The 17,974-nt window shown below is 34.2% G+C and carries 21 protein-coding genes; 6 read left to right on the top strand and 15 right to left on the bottom strand.

Annotated features, from left to right (window positions below):
- The first annotated feature begins 20 nt into the window (after positions 1-20).
- Together FW781_RS01880 and FW781_RS01875 are read left to right on the top strand one after the other, a co-directional pair.
- Positions 21-857, top strand: coding sequence for a TssN family type VI secretion system protein (locus FW781_RS01880; RefSeq protein WP_394349706.1), 837 nt, complete (start codon positions 21-23; stop codon positions 855-857).
- A gap of 25 nt (positions 858-882) precedes the next feature.
- Positions 883-2,022, top strand: a complete 1,140-nt coding sequence (locus FW781_RS01875; RefSeq protein ID WP_047374599.1) for a hypothetical protein — start codon at positions 883-885, stop codon at positions 2,020-2,022.
- Between the two features lie 69 nt (positions 2,023-2,091).
- On the opposite strand, the gene blaIND is transcribed toward FW781_RS01875, so the two are convergent.
- Both blaIND and FW781_RS01865 read right to left on the bottom strand, forming a co-directional pair.
- On the bottom strand, positions 2,092-2,832 hold the full coding sequence (blaIND, locus tag FW781_RS01870) for an IND family subclass B1 metallo-beta-lactamase (protein WP_149385871.1): 741 nt from the start codon (positions 2,830-2,832) through the stop codon (positions 2,092-2,094).
- Between the two features lie 249 nt (positions 2,833-3,081).
- A complete protein-coding gene (locus FW781_RS01865) occupies positions 3,082-3,735 on the bottom strand; it encodes a metal-dependent transcriptional regulator (protein ID WP_149385870.1) in 654 nt (217 codons plus the stop codon).
- 85 nt (positions 3,736-3,820) lie between these two features.
- Between FW781_RS01865 and FW781_RS01860 the strand changes: the two genes are divergently transcribed.
- A complete protein-coding gene (locus tag FW781_RS01860) occupies positions 3,821-4,855 on the top strand; it encodes a threonine aldolase family protein (protein ID WP_149385869.1) in 1,035 nt (344 codons plus the stop codon).
- A 45-nt stretch (positions 4,856-4,900) separates the two neighbouring features.
- On the opposite strand, the gene FW781_RS01855 is transcribed toward FW781_RS01860, so the two are convergent.
- Positions 4,901-5,404 carry a hypothetical protein gene (locus FW781_RS01855; RefSeq protein ID WP_149385868.1) on the bottom strand — a complete coding sequence of 168 codons (504 nt, stop codon included), beginning with the start codon at positions 5,402-5,404 and terminating at the stop codon, positions 4,901-4,903.
- A gap of 316 nt (positions 5,405-5,720) precedes the next feature.
- On the opposite strand from FW781_RS01855, the gene FW781_RS01850 reads away from it, so the two are divergent.
- Positions 5,721-6,641: a hypothetical protein gene (locus FW781_RS01850; protein ID WP_228720174.1), complete on the top strand. Its 921-nt coding sequence runs from the start codon at positions 5,721-5,723 to the stop codon at positions 6,639-6,641.
- A 38-nt stretch (positions 6,642-6,679) separates the two neighbouring features.
- Here the strand turns inward: FW781_RS01850 and FW781_RS01845 are convergent, their stop codons facing one another.
- From FW781_RS01845 to FW781_RS01810, 8 genes are all read right to left on the bottom strand, one after another.
- The gene (locus tag FW781_RS01845; protein WP_149385866.1) at positions 6,680-7,234 is read right to left on the bottom strand and encodes a DUF4256 domain-containing protein; all 555 of its coding nucleotides are present in this window, start codon (positions 7,232-7,234) and stop codon (positions 6,680-6,682) included.
- Between the two features lie 134 nt (positions 7,235-7,368).
- Positions 7,369-7,767 (bottom strand): DoxX family protein, encoded by a 399-nt coding sequence (locus FW781_RS01840; protein ID WP_149385865.1) that lies wholly within the window; start codon positions 7,765-7,767, stop codon positions 7,369-7,371.
- A gap of 17 nt (positions 7,768-7,784) precedes the next feature.
- A complete protein-coding gene (locus tag FW781_RS01835) occupies positions 7,785-8,363 on the bottom strand; it encodes a YdeI/OmpD-associated family protein (RefSeq protein ID WP_149385864.1) in 579 nt (192 codons plus the stop codon).
- Between the two features lie 184 nt (positions 8,364-8,547).
- A complete protein-coding gene (locus FW781_RS01830; protein WP_149385863.1) occupies positions 8,548-9,012 on the bottom strand; it encodes an SRPBCC family protein in 465 nt (154 codons plus the stop codon).
- Positions 9,013-9,276: 264 nt separating this feature from the next.
- Entirely contained in the window at positions 9,277-9,609 is a 333-nt protein-coding gene (locus FW781_RS01825; RefSeq protein ID WP_149385862.1) for an ArsR/SmtB family transcription factor, read from the bottom strand.
- A gap of 131 nt (positions 9,610-9,740) precedes the next feature.
- Positions 9,741-11,018, bottom strand: coding sequence for an AbiH family protein (locus FW781_RS01820; RefSeq protein ID WP_149385861.1), 1,278 nt, complete (start codon positions 11,016-11,018; stop codon positions 9,741-9,743).
- 46 nt (positions 11,019-11,064) lie between these two features.
- Positions 11,065-12,117 carry a CHAT domain-containing protein gene (locus FW781_RS01815; RefSeq protein WP_149385860.1) on the bottom strand — a complete coding sequence of 351 codons (1,053 nt, stop codon included), beginning with the start codon at positions 12,115-12,117 and terminating at the stop codon, positions 11,065-11,067.
- A 32-nt stretch (positions 12,118-12,149) separates the two neighbouring features.
- Complete coding sequence (locus tag FW781_RS01810) at positions 12,150-12,560, bottom strand: helix-turn-helix domain-containing protein (RefSeq protein ID WP_149385859.1); 411 nt, start codon at positions 12,558-12,560, stop codon at positions 12,150-12,152.
- A 150-nt stretch (positions 12,561-12,710) separates the two neighbouring features.
- Here FW781_RS01810 and FW781_RS01805 point away from each other — a divergent pair, with 150 nt between their 5' ends.
- Positions 12,711-12,950 (top strand): SymE family type I addiction module toxin, encoded by a 240-nt coding sequence (locus FW781_RS01805; RefSeq protein ID WP_149385858.1) that lies wholly within the window; start codon positions 12,711-12,713, stop codon positions 12,948-12,950.
- A 262-nt stretch (positions 12,951-13,212) separates the two neighbouring features.
- Here FW781_RS01805 and FW781_RS01800 read toward each other — a convergent pair whose 3' ends face one another.
- The 3 genes from FW781_RS01800 to FW781_RS01790 form a co-directional block, all read right to left on the bottom strand.
- Positions 13,213-14,001, bottom strand: coding sequence for an O-methyltransferase (locus tag FW781_RS01800; protein ID WP_149385857.1), 789 nt, complete (start codon positions 13,999-14,001; stop codon positions 13,213-13,215).
- 700 nt (positions 14,002-14,701) lie between these two features.
- The gene (locus FW781_RS01795) at positions 14,702-15,172 is read right to left on the bottom strand and encodes a DUF6265 family protein (protein WP_149385856.1); all 471 of its coding nucleotides are present in this window, start codon (positions 15,170-15,172) and stop codon (positions 14,702-14,704) included.
- Positions 15,173-15,238: 66 nt separating this feature from the next.
- Positions 15,239-16,051 carry a helix-turn-helix domain-containing protein gene (locus tag FW781_RS01790; protein ID WP_149385855.1) on the bottom strand — a complete coding sequence of 271 codons (813 nt, stop codon included), beginning with the start codon at positions 16,049-16,051 and terminating at the stop codon, positions 15,239-15,241.
- A 146-nt stretch (positions 16,052-16,197) separates the two neighbouring features.
- On the opposite strand from FW781_RS01790, the gene FW781_RS01785 reads away from it, so the two are divergent.
- Complete coding sequence (locus FW781_RS01785; protein ID WP_149385854.1) at positions 16,198-16,980, top strand: YdcF family protein; 783 nt, start codon at positions 16,198-16,200, stop codon at positions 16,978-16,980.
- A gap of 48 nt (positions 16,981-17,028) precedes the next feature.
- On the opposite strand, the gene FW781_RS01780 is transcribed toward FW781_RS01785, so the two are convergent.
- On the bottom strand, positions 17,029-17,904 hold the full coding sequence (locus FW781_RS01780; RefSeq protein WP_228720118.1) for a YDG/SRA domain-containing protein: 876 nt from the start codon (positions 17,902-17,904) through the stop codon (positions 17,029-17,031).
- Positions 17,905-17,974: the final 70 nt, after the last annotated feature.

Here is a 17,974-nt window from a genome sequence, read left to right as displayed (position 1 = left end):
TGCCTTTAATCGCAATTATTATGATGGTTATACTGGGTGTAATCCGGAGAAATAAGCCTGCGATAAAAATTAAAGTAATTATTATATACGTACTTCTGTGCAGTCTGTGCCTGGCTATTCCGGGATTTTTTGGATTTGCCGGAAATCTCTTTAATCCGTATTGGTATCTTATTGCACAGGTTATTTACCTTATTTTTGGGATTATTCATGTGAATTTGCTGCATAAGTATTTCAAAAAACACATCGAATCTCTGGCCATGAGCATTCTGTTTGAATCTATACTTTCATTAACGTGTATTGCTTTGGGAGGGTATCTTTTTACCCTGATCTTTAACTGGATGAGTAAAGGACTGGGATATTCTGTAATGGCAGCAACAAGTATGCTGATCTTTGTAGTTCCGATGGTGTTTTATTACTGTTATATCCAGTTTATCACGATTCCTTTTGATATTTATAAAACATGGAGATATTCACCGGAGCAGAAGCTGCCTGATTTTGAAGGTGCAGATTTTGACAGGTTAATGGTATTGAATGTTGAACTAAGCAAAAAATTAGAAGATACCAACCGTTTCAGAATCAAAGCGAAAACGCTTCCAACGGGAGTTACTTTCGGAGATTGGTTCTACAGGGTAGTAGATGATTACAACCATAAGAATCCGGGATCTGTCATTCATCTTTCAGACGAAGGAAATGAGCCTTATTACTGGATTTTTTACACTAAAAAATCGTTTTTCAGCTTTAGAAAATATATAGATTTCGACCACGACATTACAACAAACAGCATTTCTGAAAATGAAGTGGTGATTTGTAAGAGAGTTATTCAGCATGAAGAGGAGGGAGTCGCAAAAAGATCATAATCACAAAAATTAAAAAGTATTAAACATGATACAGCCTATTAAACATTTTGCAATCAATTGGGTGGATGGGATGAAGGTTTCCCAGAGACACCTGAATGATCAGGATAATTTCTTAATTGATACCATCAGAGATTCCAATTCACTTGGAATTACTACATATAATTACGGACTTCTGCCTATTTCCAACGAATTTACCGACCGTACTATTTTTGATGTTCACAATACGGCAACCAATGATGTACAGCTGGTAATTAAACGTTGCAGCGCTGTAACAATGGCTGGGTACCGTATTGAGCTGACAGACAGAAGAATCAGTGTGAAGTCTTTGGCAAAATCCATGAATGAAGAGCAGGCAGACGGAGAATATTATATCTTAATCTCGGTAAATCCTTTTGATAAAGTTCCTTTTGGAGATATTGACCCTGAAGAAATTCCGCCTCGACACCCAAGTGCACAGCCAAATCACCATATTGAACTGCTTCCTGTAACCTCCTTGAACAGCAGCTATTCGGGAGGGAATTACCTTATCATTGGAAAAGTAGATTTAAAAGGGAATATTGCGCAGGTAGATTCCAACTTTATTCCGCCTTGTACTTCTGTACAGAGTCATCCGGCTTTGGTTGAGTATTACAGCAGTTATGCAAAGTCTATCGGAAATCTTCAGCAGTATGCTTTTAAAATTATTCAGAAGACCTCTCACAAAAATCAAAATACAGCTTTGGCACAAAACGTTAAGTTTCTGTGCAGCACCATGGTGAATACCTTTGGGGATATGTATTTCCAGTTCCGAAATATTACCCCTTGGCAGCCGCCTGTATTTCTGATTGAGTCTTTTGCAAGATTGGCTCTTCATTTATATAATTCTACCCAGCTTCTTGTTCCTGCTGAATTGGAAGAAATGCTGAACTATAGCCTGGAGTGGAGTGAGATTGCTCCTCATACTTTACTGAACCAGCTTTCTATTGTAGCAGAAACCAATTATGATCATCATAACTGTGGTGAGCCATTGCTTTACATTCAGCAGATGTTGAGAAGCCTTGAAACAATTTTCTCTAAACTGAGCGAGCTTGACTACATCGGCCAGAGAAAAGAAAACATCATTGTTAATGAGCAGGAAGTTTCTACCAATACGAATCCTAAGAGAGGCTGGAGTGTATTAGATTAATACAGCCAGTCATTAAAATATAAATCCCGAATGAAAATTCGGGATTTTTTGTGGTATATAAATACATTATTATTCTGATTTTTTGTTTTTGTTAAGAAGATCAAGCGTATGTTCTACATGTCCGCCTCCTTTCCATTCATCGTGGCCAGGAATCACAAGAGTAGCTTGTGAATATTTATTTTTCAGCTTTGCCATGGTTTGTGGCCATTGTGCAACATTGGCTTCTCCGGTGTAGCCGAGATCAACGGCTGCTTTGCTTTTTATAAGACATCCTCCATCCAGTATTTTATATTTTGGGAACCATACCACTACATTATCAGCCGTATGACCTTCACCCAAAAAGTCTACGATAAATTCTTCACCACCAATACGGTAAGGTTTTCCTGTTTTGATAAGTTCAGTAGAGGTAGCTTTCCCATCTTTCTTTAAAAGCTCATTGGTTTTTGCTGTTGCATAAGTTTTAATTCCTTTATTGTTATAAAAGCTTAAATCTCCGGCTCTGTCTTCATGTGAATGCGTAGCAAATACTGCAATCACAGGAAGATTATGTCGTTTTTGAATGGTATCCAGCAAGCTTTGATATTGGGTTTTCTGCCATGGAACATCAAACAAAACAACCCCTTTTTTGGTAACCAGATAAACGGCATTGGTAGAATATTCTTTACCTCCAAATACTCCAAAAGTTTTGTAAATATAAAAGTTGGGTTTAATCTGAGGCTCAATCACAAAATCTCTTACCTGAGTAGTCTGAGCGTTTGTAAATGGGCTTAATAACATCGAAATAATAAAAAATGGAATGCTTTTTTTCATAATTTTTTTGGATAATAATTAAAATGTTGGAATTTGTCAGAAAGACAAAGTCTGTAGAATGTTTTACAAACCTAATTAAAAATTAATTTTCAGGTATTTTCTGAAAGAAAGTTTAACCGTTTTTTAACAGTTGCAGGAATAGAAACATACTGTTTTTAAAGATTTCAAAAACTTATTTTAAAGTGATGCCGCTGGAATGATAAGCCTCACGGATTGTACAATCTGTGAGGCTTATTTCGACCGTTAAGATTATTTCTTAACCAATATTTTTTCAGTTGCTTTTTTGCTTAGAATTTCTGTTTTGCCATCAATTTCTATGGTCATCGATTTATCAAAACTTTCCACTTTAACAATTTTTACTTTGGTATTAAGGAGCAGCTTCCTGTCATTAAGATAAGTCAGGAAAGCATCATCAGATAAAGTGACAGAGGCAAAAATAACATTTTCACCAACTTCACAGTTGCTTAGCTTCTGCAGATCCTGGGAAATGATATTTCCGTCTTTATCAGGAATAGGCTCTCCATGGGGATCAAATTTAGGATAATCCAGAATTTCATCCATTTTATCAAAGAAGATTTGAGAATGTACATGCTCAAGCTGTTCCGCAATTTCATGAACATTTTCCCAGCCAAAATTCATTTTTTTAACCAGAAACATTTCGGTAAGTCTATGTTTTCGGACTACCAGAGCAGCTTCCCGCCTTCCGCTTTCTGTAACGATTAAAGGTTTGTAGGTTTCATAAATGACCCACTTTTTCTCTGCAAACTTTTTCATCATATTATTGACACTCGGCATTTTTACATTCAAAAATTTGCTGAGCTCATTAATCGTAACCTTTCCTTCATTGTCAACTAAATGAAACAAAGCTTTCAGGTAATTCTCTTCTGTTAGGGTTGTTTTCAAAATGTTAGATGATTTTCAACACAAATCTAACAAAATAAAATGAAAAGTTCACTCTTGTTATTTTAACTTTTTTTACTTTTACTCTATGAAATTTTCATTTAAAAACGACTATTCTGAAGGGTGCCACCCCAATATTTTACAGGCTCTTTTACAGTATAATCTTGATCAGCAGGCCGGATATGGAGAAGATGAGTATTCATTAAAAGCAAAAACATTAATTAAAGAAAAAATTAACAATCACAATTCTGAAGTTTTTTTGGTCTCAGGAGGTACACAGGCTAACTTAATTGTTATTTCAGCAATCTTAAAGCCTTATCAATGTGTAATCTCTGCCGCTCCCGGCCACATTCTGAATAATGAAACAGGTGCTATTGAAGCCACAGGTCATAAAGTATTGAGTATTGACACTGCGGATGGAAAATTAAAACCATCGGACATCATCCCTGTTTTAGAAGGACATAGTAATGTACCGCATCAGGTGATGCCTAAGCTGGTGTATATATCCAATTCTACAGAGCTGGGAACTATTTATCAGGCAAAAGAACTGGAAGAGCTTTCGGTATTTTGTAAGCAAAATAAGCTATACCTGTTTATGGATGGAGCAAGGTTAGGACATGGGCTGACTTCAGAAATCAGTGATCTTACCCTGGAAAAAGTAGCTCTTCTGACAGATGTTTTTTACCTGGGAGGAACGAAAAACGGAGCGTTGATAGGAGAAGCTATTATCGTTAACAATCCGGTTCTTCAGGAGGATTTTGCATTTAATATTAAACAGAAAGGTGCATTATTAGCGAAAGGAAGACTGTTGGGAATACAGTTTATGGAACTGATGAAAGACAATCTGTATTTTGATCTGGCAAAGCATGCCAATCAGCAGGCAATGAAAATTAAGAATGCATTGCAGAAAAAAGGAGCTGCGTTTTTGTCAGATACCTATACCAATCAGATTTTTCCTATTCTGAGTAATGACCTTATTGAGACCCTGTCTGAAAAATTTGAGTTCTATGTCTGGAAAAAAGTAGATGAGAACTTTTCAGCAATTCGTCTTATTACTTCCTGGAATACAGGTGATGAAGCCGTGAACCGCTTTATTGAAATTATTGAAACGGAATTGCCCTAATAAAAAAACAGCCTATCTCAAGGCTGTTTTTTATTTTATAATGCGTTATTTTTTTAAGGCTTCACTTACCACTTTACAGTCTGCAGTGCTTAGCTTCTGTCCGTCTTTATAGCTGATTTTTTTCTCATCAGCATATTTAGACTGTCCGTCTTCTTCTTTATGATCCCCAATTCCTTCTGTCAAGGCATTGTCTTTCTGGATGAAGTAAATATCTCTTTTGCTTTTTTTGCCTTCTGAAGCAAATTCGTAAGTCAGTTTTAGGGTGTCTCCGGATTTGAAACCGGTTACATCTCCTGTTGAACTGTCTTTTTCACTGTTTTTATAAGATAATTTTCCGGTGATTGTTCCTAAATTGTCATCAATAGAAGCAAAAACACTGTCTTTTCCTGTTACCCCGATATAGCAGAACGATTTTGGTCCAAGAGTATCTATTACAGGTTCCTCAACAGCGATGATATCTGCAGCTGCCTTGGGAGCCGGAGCTTCAGTTTTCTTATTACAGTTGATTAAAAAAGCTGAAACAGCACCCAATAAGATTAATTTTTTCATATCCTTAATTGTTAAATCAAATTTCTATTCTGCTAAAATAACAATAGTATTTGTATATTGAAAATAGGATATAAAGAGATAATCATTTTATGATGAAAATTAGTGTTTTTTAAAAGAGATTTTAAGAAAAAATATTAATTAAAATGCGGTTTGATATGTTGAATTGTTTCTTATTTTTTGACCACAATACTCAATTCCTATAACCTTGTAATTCTGATCTTTAATTATTAAACAGGTTTAGGCACGGAAAATGATTGACTATGCAAAATTAATTGTAATGATAAAAATGACTAAAGGCCTGGGATTAGGTTTGCTTATGCTCGGTCTGCATTGTATGTCAGGTCAGACCCCTCAGAATTATATTTATACTTCTTCAGGAGATCTTAAGAACATAGAAAAAATGATTACCCGTCAGGATATTGGAGGCGTGCAGATTGTTTACAATTGGAGAGCTTTGGAAACATCAAAAGATGTGTATGATTTTTCTGTGATTGAAAAAGATTTGGAATATTTAACTTCTTTGCATAAAAAATTATTTATTCAGCTTCAGGACAGATTTTTTGAGCCACAGGCCAGATATATTCCTGATTACGTGTTGAATGATAAAGAGTATACGGGAGGACTGGTTCCTCAATATGATAATCCGGGGGAAGATAAACCTGTTGGAAGCGGATGGGTTACCCAGCAATGGAACCCTGCTGTCCGGGAACGGTTCCAGAAGCTTATAGGAGCGCTGGCACAGAAGTTTGACGGCAGAATTCAAGGAATTAATCTTCCCGAAACATCAATAGATATAGAAATGAAAGCAGATAAAACTGGTTTTAGCTGTGACCGTTATTTTCAGGCTGAACTGGAAAATCTAAAGTTTGCGAGAGATTCTTTCCATCAATCCAATGTCTTGCAATATGTCAATTTTTTTCCCTGTGAATGGGATAATGACCATGAATACATGTCCAGGCTGTTTGACTTTGCCTATAAAAATAATATAGGGTTGGGGGGACCTGATATTGTTCCGAATAAAAAAGGCCAGATGAAAAACTCTTACCCTTTCTTCAATCAATACAAAGGAAAGCTGTCCTTAGTTGCTATGGCAGTTCAGGAGCCGACTCTTACGTATAAAAATCCGAAAACTAAAAAACCTTTTACCAAAGAAGAATTTGTAGAATATGCTGAAAATTATCTTGGAGTAAAAATTATCTTCTGGAGTGTGGAATCTCCCTGGTTGAGAGATTCCTGATATATTCTGATAAAAAAGAGCTCTGTGAATTCTCCCTTTTATACTTTTAGTATTCCTCTAAACCCTCTTGCTGCATAATAAGAATCTGCACCATTGTGATAAGTGAATACAGTGTTGTACCTCCTGTCACAGAAAAGGGCACCTCCAAGTTCTCTTACCTGTGATGGTGTTTTTATCCAGCTTGAGGTCTTTTGATCGAACTTTCCAAGTTCCTGAAGGCTGCGGTATTGTTCTTCTGTTAAAAGCTCAATACCCATTTCTTTAGCTTTGTCGATGACATTGCTTTCTGGTTTATTGGCTTTTCTGGCATCCCAGGCCTGATAATCGTAGCAGAGGCTTCTGCGTTTCGGGCTTTCCGGAGAACAGTCAACGAAAAAATATTCATCTGTTTTTTTATTGTAATCTACGATGTCGGGTTCACCTTCTGTAGTTTCCATTTCATATAAAGACCATATTTTTTCAGGGTTTGCTTCCAGTTTTTGCTGGATTTTTTCCCATTTCAGGTCCTTATGGCGGTTCATATTTTTTTCAAAACGGGCTTTTAGTGTTTTTAAAAGTTCGTTGATTTGTTCTTGAGTGAGTTTATTTTTCATGTCAAATTTTGTTTTAAGGTTTGCTTTGTTGTGTTGTTGGAAATCGCAAAGGCGCAAATTATACTAATGAGAATTTTTTTAGGCACAAGGATTTTATCTTCGATAAAATTTCTGGCTTTTTATTTTAAAAATGATTAATCAATACTAATGATTTTTCTGTCTGCAGGTCTGAAATACCATGAAATAAGAACCAATACCAATAATAATACTGCCGGAAAAGTCCTTCCTGCGGTATCACCTACGATAATATGGGAGATTACAGCTCCTGACATGACAAAGAAAAATCCTGCATAGGCCCATTCTTTCAGGATCAGACGCTTAGGAATCAGTATGGCAATAACGCCTAGAATTTTCCATACTCCGATGATGGTCATCAGATAAGAAGGGTAGCCGAGGTTGGTGAAATTGGCCAGTTCATCTTTGTTTTTCATAAGTTGGACAATGGCTGTTGAAACCATTCCCAGTGCCATCCAGAGGGTAAATATCCAATAGATAATTTTTGTTCTTTTTTGTGATTGTTGTGGTGTGTTCATGATATATTTTTTTATAGTTAGTCGTTTAATCCTATTCCGTCCATGATTTGTGGAATGCATTTTTCAATGCGGGCTTCACGGGTCTTGGACTGTTTGGCAGAAGAAAAGTGGAGCAGGTAAGCTCTTTGTCTTCCGGGAGTTAATGCTTTGAAAGCTTCCTGTAATGCTGGGTTTTGATCCAGTTTTTCCTGGAATTCTTCGACCATTTCGAACTCTTTTGTTTTCTTCATTTCAACTTTAGCACCTGATTCTTCTATTTCAACAGCTTCAAACATATAGCTGCGAAGAATATCTTCCAAATCATTGATTTGCTCTACCTCTGTAAAACGAACCTGCCTTGCAGCCTGTACATTTTTAGACTGCTGGATCAGAATATGATCGGGATCTTTCATCAAAGCACCCTTAAAGAAAAGGATCGCACAATATTCTTTAAAACCGTGGATCAGGAAAATATTTTTCCCTTCATAGGTATAACACGGGCATCCCCATTTTAAATCTTCTACAAGTTCAGTGCTTAGGGCAATTGTTCTTAATTTTTCAAATTCTTTGTGCCATTGCTGGCTTTTATCAAAGAAGAAATTAACTTTTGGATTCATGTATTTTGGATTTGAGGGTTTGAGAGTATTAGAGTGGAAGAGTATAAGGGTTCAAGGTTTAACGTTTAAAGTTGTTATTCTTTCCCTGATCATTGACGATTCATTTGCAAAGCAAAATTCACTATTGACATTGATGTTCACAGTTTAAACTATGGCATCCATGTCCCTCATCTTTTTTTATCTGCTACCTGCCACCTACAATTTCCTGCAAACGATTATGAGCCATATTGATACCCTGTGCAAATGGCATTTTCAGATGCTGATCTCTGAAGTCTACGGATTTATAAATGGTTTGGATGGTAATTTTGCTGGTGGTATCTGTTAATTTTTCAAATTCTAAGAACTCCATTTGAACCGGAAAAGGAGTGTTTTCCATCTGAAAAGTTCTTATAATTTTCTCATTTTGAACAATGTCATGAATAGTTCCATTGGCGCTGAAAACTACATCTCCTTGTGGGTTGGAGGTTTCAAAACGATAACTTCCGTGTTGTTTGTTTTCAAATTTTGTCACCTTAGTTCCCATCCATTGTTCAAAAAGTTCAGCTTCTGTATACGCTTTGAAAAGGAGTTCTACCGGAAGATCAAATTCTCTGATGATGAAAATTTCCTGTTTTCCGTCTTCTGCTTGGATTTTTGTTTTAAGTTCCATATTTTAGTTTTGGTGTTTGAGGGTTTTCTGAGTATTAGAGTGGGAGAGTAGAAAAGTTCAAGGTTTAAAGTTTTAGTTAAGTTACTGGTTGCTGGTTTCTTTTGTTGCAAATTTATTTCGTTGATGCTTAAAATTAAAGATAGACGTTCTAACTCTATTAAAAAATTTACCATTCACTTGCAAAACAAAATTCACTATTGATAATGATGCTCTCAATTTAAACTTTTACGTCCATTGTCTCTCATCTCTTCGTCTATTATCTTTTTATCTCTTATCACTATTGTTCTGATACGCTTTCATTACACTTTCCAGCTTGTTGAATTTCTCGTCCCACATTTTGCGGAAAGGTTCTATAAAATCGGCTATTTCTTTCATTTTATTGGGATTTAGGTGATAAATAATTTCTCTTCCGTTTTGTTCAGATCTTAAAAGTTCACATTCCGTAAGGATCTGGAGATGCTTTGAAACAGTAGGTCTCGCTGTATCAAAATTGGAGGCAATGGCTCCCGCTGTCATCGACTGTGCCGCTACCAACATCAATATAGATCGTCTTGTAGGATCTGCTATCGCCTGAAATACATCTCTTCTTAAATTCATCGTGTAGTTATTTGACTACAAATATATGTGTAGTTATTTAGCTACGCAAGTTTTTTTGAGAAAATTTTTATTAAATAATTAAAATCCTGCCTGTTAAAAGAAAAATGGAGAACTAATTGCCCTCCATTTTATTAGCTAAATAAAGCTTGAGTATATTTTTTATTTACTACTTTGTCTCTCATTGAAGCTTTATCTGTGAAGTTTCTAGAAATATTTCTTATCATTTCACTGTAATTATCAGTTCCATCATCCTTTTTACGATAATAAGGTTTTACAGAACTACAGTTTTTGTGCTCAAAGAGAGTGTTAAGTAAAGTCCTATCTGAAATTCCACAAGAATGGCCGAATATGAAAACTTGATAATTATTTGAATTTATAAAATCCAGTAACCTTTTGTAAGAATCACTTTCAAGATATTTCATTGACTTAATATTTTGTAAATATTCGTTGTCATTAAGATTCTCAATTTCTAAGTAATCTTTATCTATCTCGTCTCCAAAACCAAAAATGATCTTATTATCTGTTTTGTTATTTAAAATTCCGTGGATATGTATAACATCTGTAGATATATCTCTACCAAATTCACGATCAATAGGAGGATTATCATAATAGACCTCAGTCGATGTATAATTAAAGTTTACAAATAAAACTTCTTTTGGCCTATGGCGGAAATAATTATTTGCAGCTTCCGATGTTAGTAATTCTTTTATTTTTTGCTTTTTATTTTGATTATTAATCAGAACCTGATATAATCTTAAATCTCTTTCTGATAATTCATTATCCGACAATGAAATATGCCCTTCTTCAATACTTTTTATTTCACTATAAACTCTTTGGAACTCTATTTCAGTCAAATTATTAATAGAGGTTTCTGAAAAGTCTCTGAGATTAAAATCCGAATATATGACTTCATTTATGGATCTCTTAAAACTTATTTCATCATCATTATTAGGAAATCCTTTTGAAAATTCTTTTTCTACTTTAGTAAGATATTCTTCAAGCAAACATTCAATGACAGAGAATTCTTTGTTTAATTGCGTTATTGTATATTTAGAAGGTTTTTTGTAACAATTTTTCAATAGAAAATAGTAATCATTTTCAATATCTACCCAATTTAAAAAAGACTTGTGTTTATTAAGAACAGCAAAAAATTCATTTTTAAAAACTATTTCATCGTCAGCATATCTTAAACTTCTCTGAATACTTTCATAGTCACTTTCAGGTAAACTATATTTTATATTTGGAACTCTTTTGATTAATATACAATCATCTTCAAATTCTTTACCTAGATAGTGGTTGAAAATTTCCTCTTTTTTGTTATACCAATAATCATCTATAAAGCTACCATAGCTTGTTGGCATCCCATGAGCAAGGTCGAACCCATTCCCAATTAAAATTATACGATTCATTGTTATTATTTTCTTAGTATGTTTTAATAGAGTAAGTCTTTGAAAATTAGCTAGGCTGTACTAATATTATTTCCTCAGCCTTAAGGCCTGGTTTAATAAATAATTCTGGTGTACTTTCTTCAGGAATATCTTCCATCATTAATAATCCTTTTGCTTGTTGGAATGCTTTTTCAACTGACAGACCAAAGCTTATTGCTGAATAAAACTGTGATGAAAATACTCTAGCTGCTTCATCCCCAATTGAGGTATTCATCCCTATTGTTGCATCTACAAATTGAGAAATAGCCTCTGCCTGATTCTTTGAAAAACATGTATTAAAGAATACAAGTCTGATATTATCAGAAGATGCCATCATTGTTTGTACAAGGGCTTCTTTTTTTACGAGTTTGGTAACTCCATCTTGGCTTTGAAATACTATTTCGTCATTATCTGAACCGTGTCCACTAAAATGTACAATAGTTGGATCATGCTCATTAATTGCTTGTAATAAATCTATTGTTTGAAGAGCCCAGCGTGATTCAAACTTAACTGAGTCACGGTGCCTAGCTTTTCTAATCATTTCGGTGATACTTCTTGCTTCCTCATCCAGCCTTAAAGGTGCTTGATCAATTGGATTCGAGGCTAAGAACAATACAGTTATTTTTTCAGGAATTTTCTTTAATTCTTGAATTTCGTTAAAAGTAGTTCTATGCAATGTGTTATGATGATTTAAGGTATCATTTATAGTTCTTAAACTTCTTTCTTGGTCTTTTTGAAGTTTATCATTTTCTATTCTTCTTTTTTTATCAATAGAATTTTGTTCATTATTAATCTTTTTTTGATAATCAAATATTTCTTTATTTTTCTTTACAATTTTAGATTCGAAATCGGCAATTTTTTTGGTAACATTTGCTATATCTTTATTATATCGTTCAATTTCTTTTAATTTCGAATTAATAGTACTTATAGTTTTTGTTCTTCGAATAGCATCGGAAGCAGAATTTATTTTTTTATTTAAATCGGCAATTTTTATTTGTTCTTTTGCTTTATCTGCTGTGAGTTTTGATAATTCATTTTGCCTATTCATTAACGAACTTCGATAAGAATCAATTTGTGCCATTATATTGTTATTAGTTTTAAGAAAGTACGTGCTTATTTCTTCTCAATCAACCTCTCCAATTTCTCAATCATTTCCTTTTGTTGTTCAAGCATACGCTCATAAAGCTCAACCATTTTATCAAGAGGATTAAAAGTAGGCTGTACATTTATTGCATTTAAAGTTGATGTATCATTACTTGTGAAAGTATTAGAAATAATATTCACGGCCTGTTCCTCATCAAAATTCTCAATCGCTTCTGCGGGAACTTTCAAAATTTGTGCTACCTGCGCCAGAATATCAGATTCTACGGTTTCTTTTTGTTCTAAAAGAGAAACTTTTTTCTGGTTCCAGTCATCACCCAGTTCAAAAGCCAATGCTTCCTGTTTGATGCCCAGCATTTCGCGAAAACGCTTTATATTTCTTCCCTGGTGTATTTTTTTATTTTGCATATCTGTGTAACTCATAATAACAAATATAAAGCTTTAGAACAAAAAAATGAAGCTCTGTTTTAAAATAAATACTATTCTAAAATATCCCTCTTTCTGAATAAAATATTCTGCCCTCAACTGGTTTATCTTTCTAATTATGTCTTGATTTGTTGGAAAATAACAAAGATGAAAAGAAAAAGAAGAATGAACAGCAGCAAATATAATGAACTGCACAATCGTAACCTTACGGTTTTCCTCAAATCGTTTTCAAGAGCTTATGGCAAAATAGTGTACTTCCCCGAAATAAGAACTGCAGGGAAGTGGGTACAGCAATGTGGTTTTCAGGCAGGAGATAAGATATTGGTTTCGGTAAGCAAAAACCAGATTATTTTGGAAAGGGAAGTGAATTATGAAGGATCAGTATAATTTTTTGATGGTCTCTCACAGATTTAGGAGATTGAGCAGCTTTTTTTAGAATTATAATTTGCGATATCTGTTTGATCTGCGGGAGATTATTTTTTTGAACCATTAAGTAGGATTTAAGGTTTTAATTAAAGTTAAGATTCAAATAAATCTGAATGAAGCGTTGTACTTTAGAATGTCTTTAGATATTCTCTTAATATTCTTAATTACTTATCTATTCCTAATGGTTTTTAAAATTAAGTATAGTTTTATCTCATCAATTGCGTTATTTAGCTCTGATGAGCGGAACATATTCTTTTACAAAAATGCCAATGTATTTCCCATTGTATTCTACAACAAAAGTGCTGATATCCATTCTATTGCAAAAATCCTGATAAGCGGAATTGTCACCAATATCATCACTGATAAACACAGCGCCAGGTCTAAGTTTTTTATAAATCTTATGATAAGCCCACATTCTTCCGTGGTAACTTTTATCAGAATCATAATGGAAAACATCAAATGAGGAAACTTTTTTTAAAATTTTCGGCAAAGATTCTCTGTCTGCAAAACGGAATAGCTGCCAATATTTTTTAAGGTGTTCAGGAACAACATAGCCTACATACTGATCACCATTCTGAGCAAGATAGGGCATATCTGAGCTATAGAGCGTACCATTTCTTTTTTTAACTGAAAGCAATATGGCTAAAGAAGACCATCCATAAGCCACTCCTGTTTCCAGAACGTTTTGTGCTTTGGTGAATTCACATGCATAATAAATAAGCTCCAATGCACCAGAGCCGCCCATTATAATAGGACATTCTTTTTCTTTTAAACTGGCTTTTTCCAGGATATCAGCATAGGTAGATCTGAAATGAGTGATATTCATAGAGAAAAGTCTGGAAATCACCTCTTCCTGTGAAACTGCTATGGATGCAGCCCAGAAATTTGCTTTTGCTTTTCCTTTGAACGGACTTCTTCTGCTTACCGTATTTTTAATGATTTTTCTGCCCAGTTCAGGATAAAGAGCAGGTCTTTTAAGATAGGCTACAAATGTTTTGAGAACTGTTGACATTTTGTTATTATGTTAAATTGTACAAGACAAATGTATTTTTTTTGAAACCATATTATATTGAGATAATGTTAATTTTAATATTAAATCTTTTAACAATATGATTTATCCGTGATAATATCTCATTTTAATTTAAAATAAAATTTTAAAGTGATGATTTTCTTTAATTTACGGAAATGAAGAATTGTAATGGGTACACAATGTAGTTTTCAGGCAGAAGATCAGTAATAGTTTTCAGTAAATAGAAACCAGATTATTTTGGAAAGGGAAGTAGTACAGTATGAAGATAGCAACAGGACCTAATGCTCACATCGTTTTGCTGTAAAAACAATGTTTTGAAATGGTGAACGAGAATGCATTTAAAGAGGATTGGGGAGTTTCGGCCGCCAAAGGCGGCCGAAATATGTTGTTATAAGGCTGCTATATTTAATTTGGAGTCTTTGTTTTTTCTTTACAAAAATGTCTGTCCAAAAATATATGAAGTACAGTCATCAGAACGGTGATTCTTTTCTTCTTTTTCATTGGGTAGGGTATTTTAACTTTCATTAACACACTAAAAAGTGTGTTGTTTGATGGCTGCAAATGTATAAAATTATTGTATAAATAGAAAAAAAATGATACGAAATTGTTCTGATAATTTTAATTGTCTGTCGCTGTTAATACCTTAAAATATAAAAACCTGTTATAATAAACAGGATACCATTTATTGGATCTTCTTCATAGGAAATGCCTGTCTGGCCATTTTTCCGTTCATAATTCCGGAAATTTCTGCAAATAAAGAATCTCTGCCCACTTTTTTATAGGTGATAGTTTGAGGGAAATCATGCTGGAGATTTTCAAAGACAAGCGAAGCCGGATCTTTCATCGGTTTAGAGGCAAAATCTACAGACTGCTCATTGTTCTGATTTTTTACAGAAACAATGTAGTGCAATTTTTTTTCTTTCTCTATCAGTCGGACAGTTTCAAAAAGAATAGTGTCTTTTTGTTTCAGATAATAGCTTTTTCCCTGAAATTCTGTATTACTTTTTCGGATCCAGGTTTCGTAGAGGTTTCCTTTGGAGGTTTTGGTTTCCCAGGTTCCGAGAAGCCATTCAATTTTTTTGGTTTCACTTTGTTGTTGTGCCCAGCTGCCTGCTATGGATAAACCGATTGCAAGGATTAATATTCTTTTCATTGCCTAATTATTTTATTTCAGCAAAGTTCAAGATAAGTGAGGTTTTAAAATTGTAAAAATGCGACATCAGGAATCTTTTCCGTAAAACAGGAGAGACATCTGGAGCGCATCTCCGTAAAATTCTTTGGGCGTGAGTCCTGTAAACTCTTTGAAATCTTTGATGAAATGAGCCTGATCATAATATTCCGATTCGTAGGCGAGCGCTGTAAGACTGACATATTCTTTATTGAGAAGATGTCTGAGTGTAGTTTGAAGCCGTATGGTTTTTGAAAGTTGTTTCGGACTTAATCCAATAGTAGATGAGAATTTGCGTTCCAGTTGTCTTCTGTTGATATTCGTTTGTCTGGAAAGTTCTTTTACGGATATTTTTCCTTCAACATTTAAAAGCAGGTCTACGGTAGACTGTACAATTCTGTCAATAGTTTCTCTATTAAGTCTTTCCAATAAAAAGGTTTCTATAATATGTATTCTTTCTTCTGTGGTGGAGGTTTGTAATACATTTTTTTCCAATTCAGTTCCCTGTATTCCGAAGAGTTTTTCCAGTGAAACAGCCTGATTATCCATTTCTTTAATAGGAATGGTAGCAAAAGGAATAAAACCATCATGATGAAAACGCACAGAGAAGATACCGGTAATCCCTGTCGGTTCTATTTTTAACGGCTCGGTTAGCTGCCCAAAAACACAGCTTCTGGGCTGCAGAACTGCTTTCCCGTCAATATATTGGTTGTAAAGATCACCATAATGAAAAATCATTTCCATACAGCCATCCGGAATAATGGTTTGTATCTGAGGAATGGCTTCCACAGGACTGTCCAGGGTCCAATAGCATTTTATTATAGAAGCCAGATCGGGCTGTGGCAGAAATGTTTGATAATCCATTGTACTTCATATTCTGAACTTATAAATTTATTAAATAAAAAATGAAATTGCTTCAAACAAACCTTTGAAAATGTATTGCAAAGGCGGTCATCAGGAAAATACCTACCTTTGTAATCCGATGTTTTCTATACATTAATCAATATTATATGAAGTTTTTACTAGACCTATTATTTCGTGTTTTACAGCTTTTTGCAGAACCTTATTTCTTATTATTTCTTGCGGTAGTAATAATCGCTCTTCTGAAAAGAAAAAATAAACGCAAAAATCTGAGAATAGGAATTGGTGTATTGGTAGTCTTAATGATCATCTTTATAGGAAATGGTTTTCTAGGGAAACTCATCTCAGGATATCTGCAGAAAAGCTACGTCAATACTTCTGAGATGAAGAACGCAGCGGGTCAGAATCCCGTTATTGTTGTATTAGGAGGTGGAGTTGTAGATATTAACAATACTGAAAAACTGCATACGATGTCTTTTTCCAGAATCGTTACAGCTTATCAATTGTATCATGAATTCAAGAAAAATAATATACCATGTAAAATAATCATTTCCGGAAAGGGAAAAGGGCATACAAGTGAAGCAGAATTATTCAGTGAAAACTTTAAAAAAATGGGCGTATCAGATTTTGATATTATAAAGGAAGATAAAAGTATGAATACGTATCAGAATGCAAAATTCTCAAGTCCGATTGTGAAAAAGATGGCTCCTACAAGTGTTTATCTGGTTACTTCGGGTTTTCATATGAAAAGATCTGTTGCTCTGTTTCAGACATTCGGATTAAAACCTATTCCGCAGGCATCAGATTTTATAAACACCGAAATAACGATCTTTCCCAATAGTTATAATGCTGCATTTACTTTTGTAATGCTTAAAGAAATACTGGGAATATGGCAGGTGCAGATATATAATAACCTGGGAATGAATGGATAAATCTAAATAAAAAACCTCTCATAATATTATTTCTGAGAGGCAAATGTTTTATTCGAAACCATGCGTTTGACGGTGGTATTGTAGATTTGAAAGATTCAATGTATGATTATCATTAATTGTTAGTTTTCCGGATAAACAACCAATTAATTGTAAGTCATCTTTAATTGAAAATACACCTTTATCAAACATGATATGATGATTAGGACAAAGACAAATAAGATTATTAGGATTATCATCTCCATCATGAGGTTTGCCTAAAGGTTTGATATGGGCGCCTTCTGCATAATGACCTAATTTGGTTGGAATAGAAATCTGACAAACTTGGCATTTAAAATCATATAATCTTTTTATCTGCCATGCTACTTTAGTATCTCGCACAATCCTTAAAACAGTACTTTCTATTCTTTTTTTTATTTTTTCAGAATAGTCTAATTCAATTTGATGTATTGTTTTTTTATGCTGATTATTACCTGAATATTCTAAGCGAAACCTACAAATTTTGAAACCGCTTTTACCAGTTTCTTCCCAAGCATCAACAACACTATATAATCCAGCATAAGAATAACCTTTTTTAGGCGAGAATTCGGATTTATGTGTTGATCCGCGAATAACTCTTACGGGTAATCCTTGATCCATACTTATGAGAAGCCCTGCATTTCCTTTTTCCCATGTTTGATCTCTTACTTGTTTTCCAGTATTGCTATCATTTCCGCCCGCACCCGTATAAACGATTTCTTCTCCAAAATCTAAATCATCTTCATATCCTCCAGAAAGAACAATTGCAGCGGTACCTTCTTTAGAATTTCCGTCAATTCCTGCTCCCCAATTTCTATGAAAGCTTGTTGGCATCATTTCTTTTCTATTATTAAAATGATATCCTTCTTCAATGTCTTCAATCTCACCAAATAGAATAGGTTTACTCACAGTTATTTTTGTTTACCAGCAAATATATGATTTTAGCGAAAAAAAATAGCTTTTAGTGATTTGTTTTAGA

Source organism: Chryseobacterium panacisoli (genome assembly GCF_008274625.1).
Taxonomy (GTDB): Bacteria; Bacteroidota; Bacteroidia; order Flavobacteriales; family Weeksellaceae; genus Chryseobacterium; species Chryseobacterium panacisoli.
The sequence above is the reverse complement of the archived record's forward strand: the minus strand, read 5'-3'. Positions and strand labels throughout refer to the sequence as shown.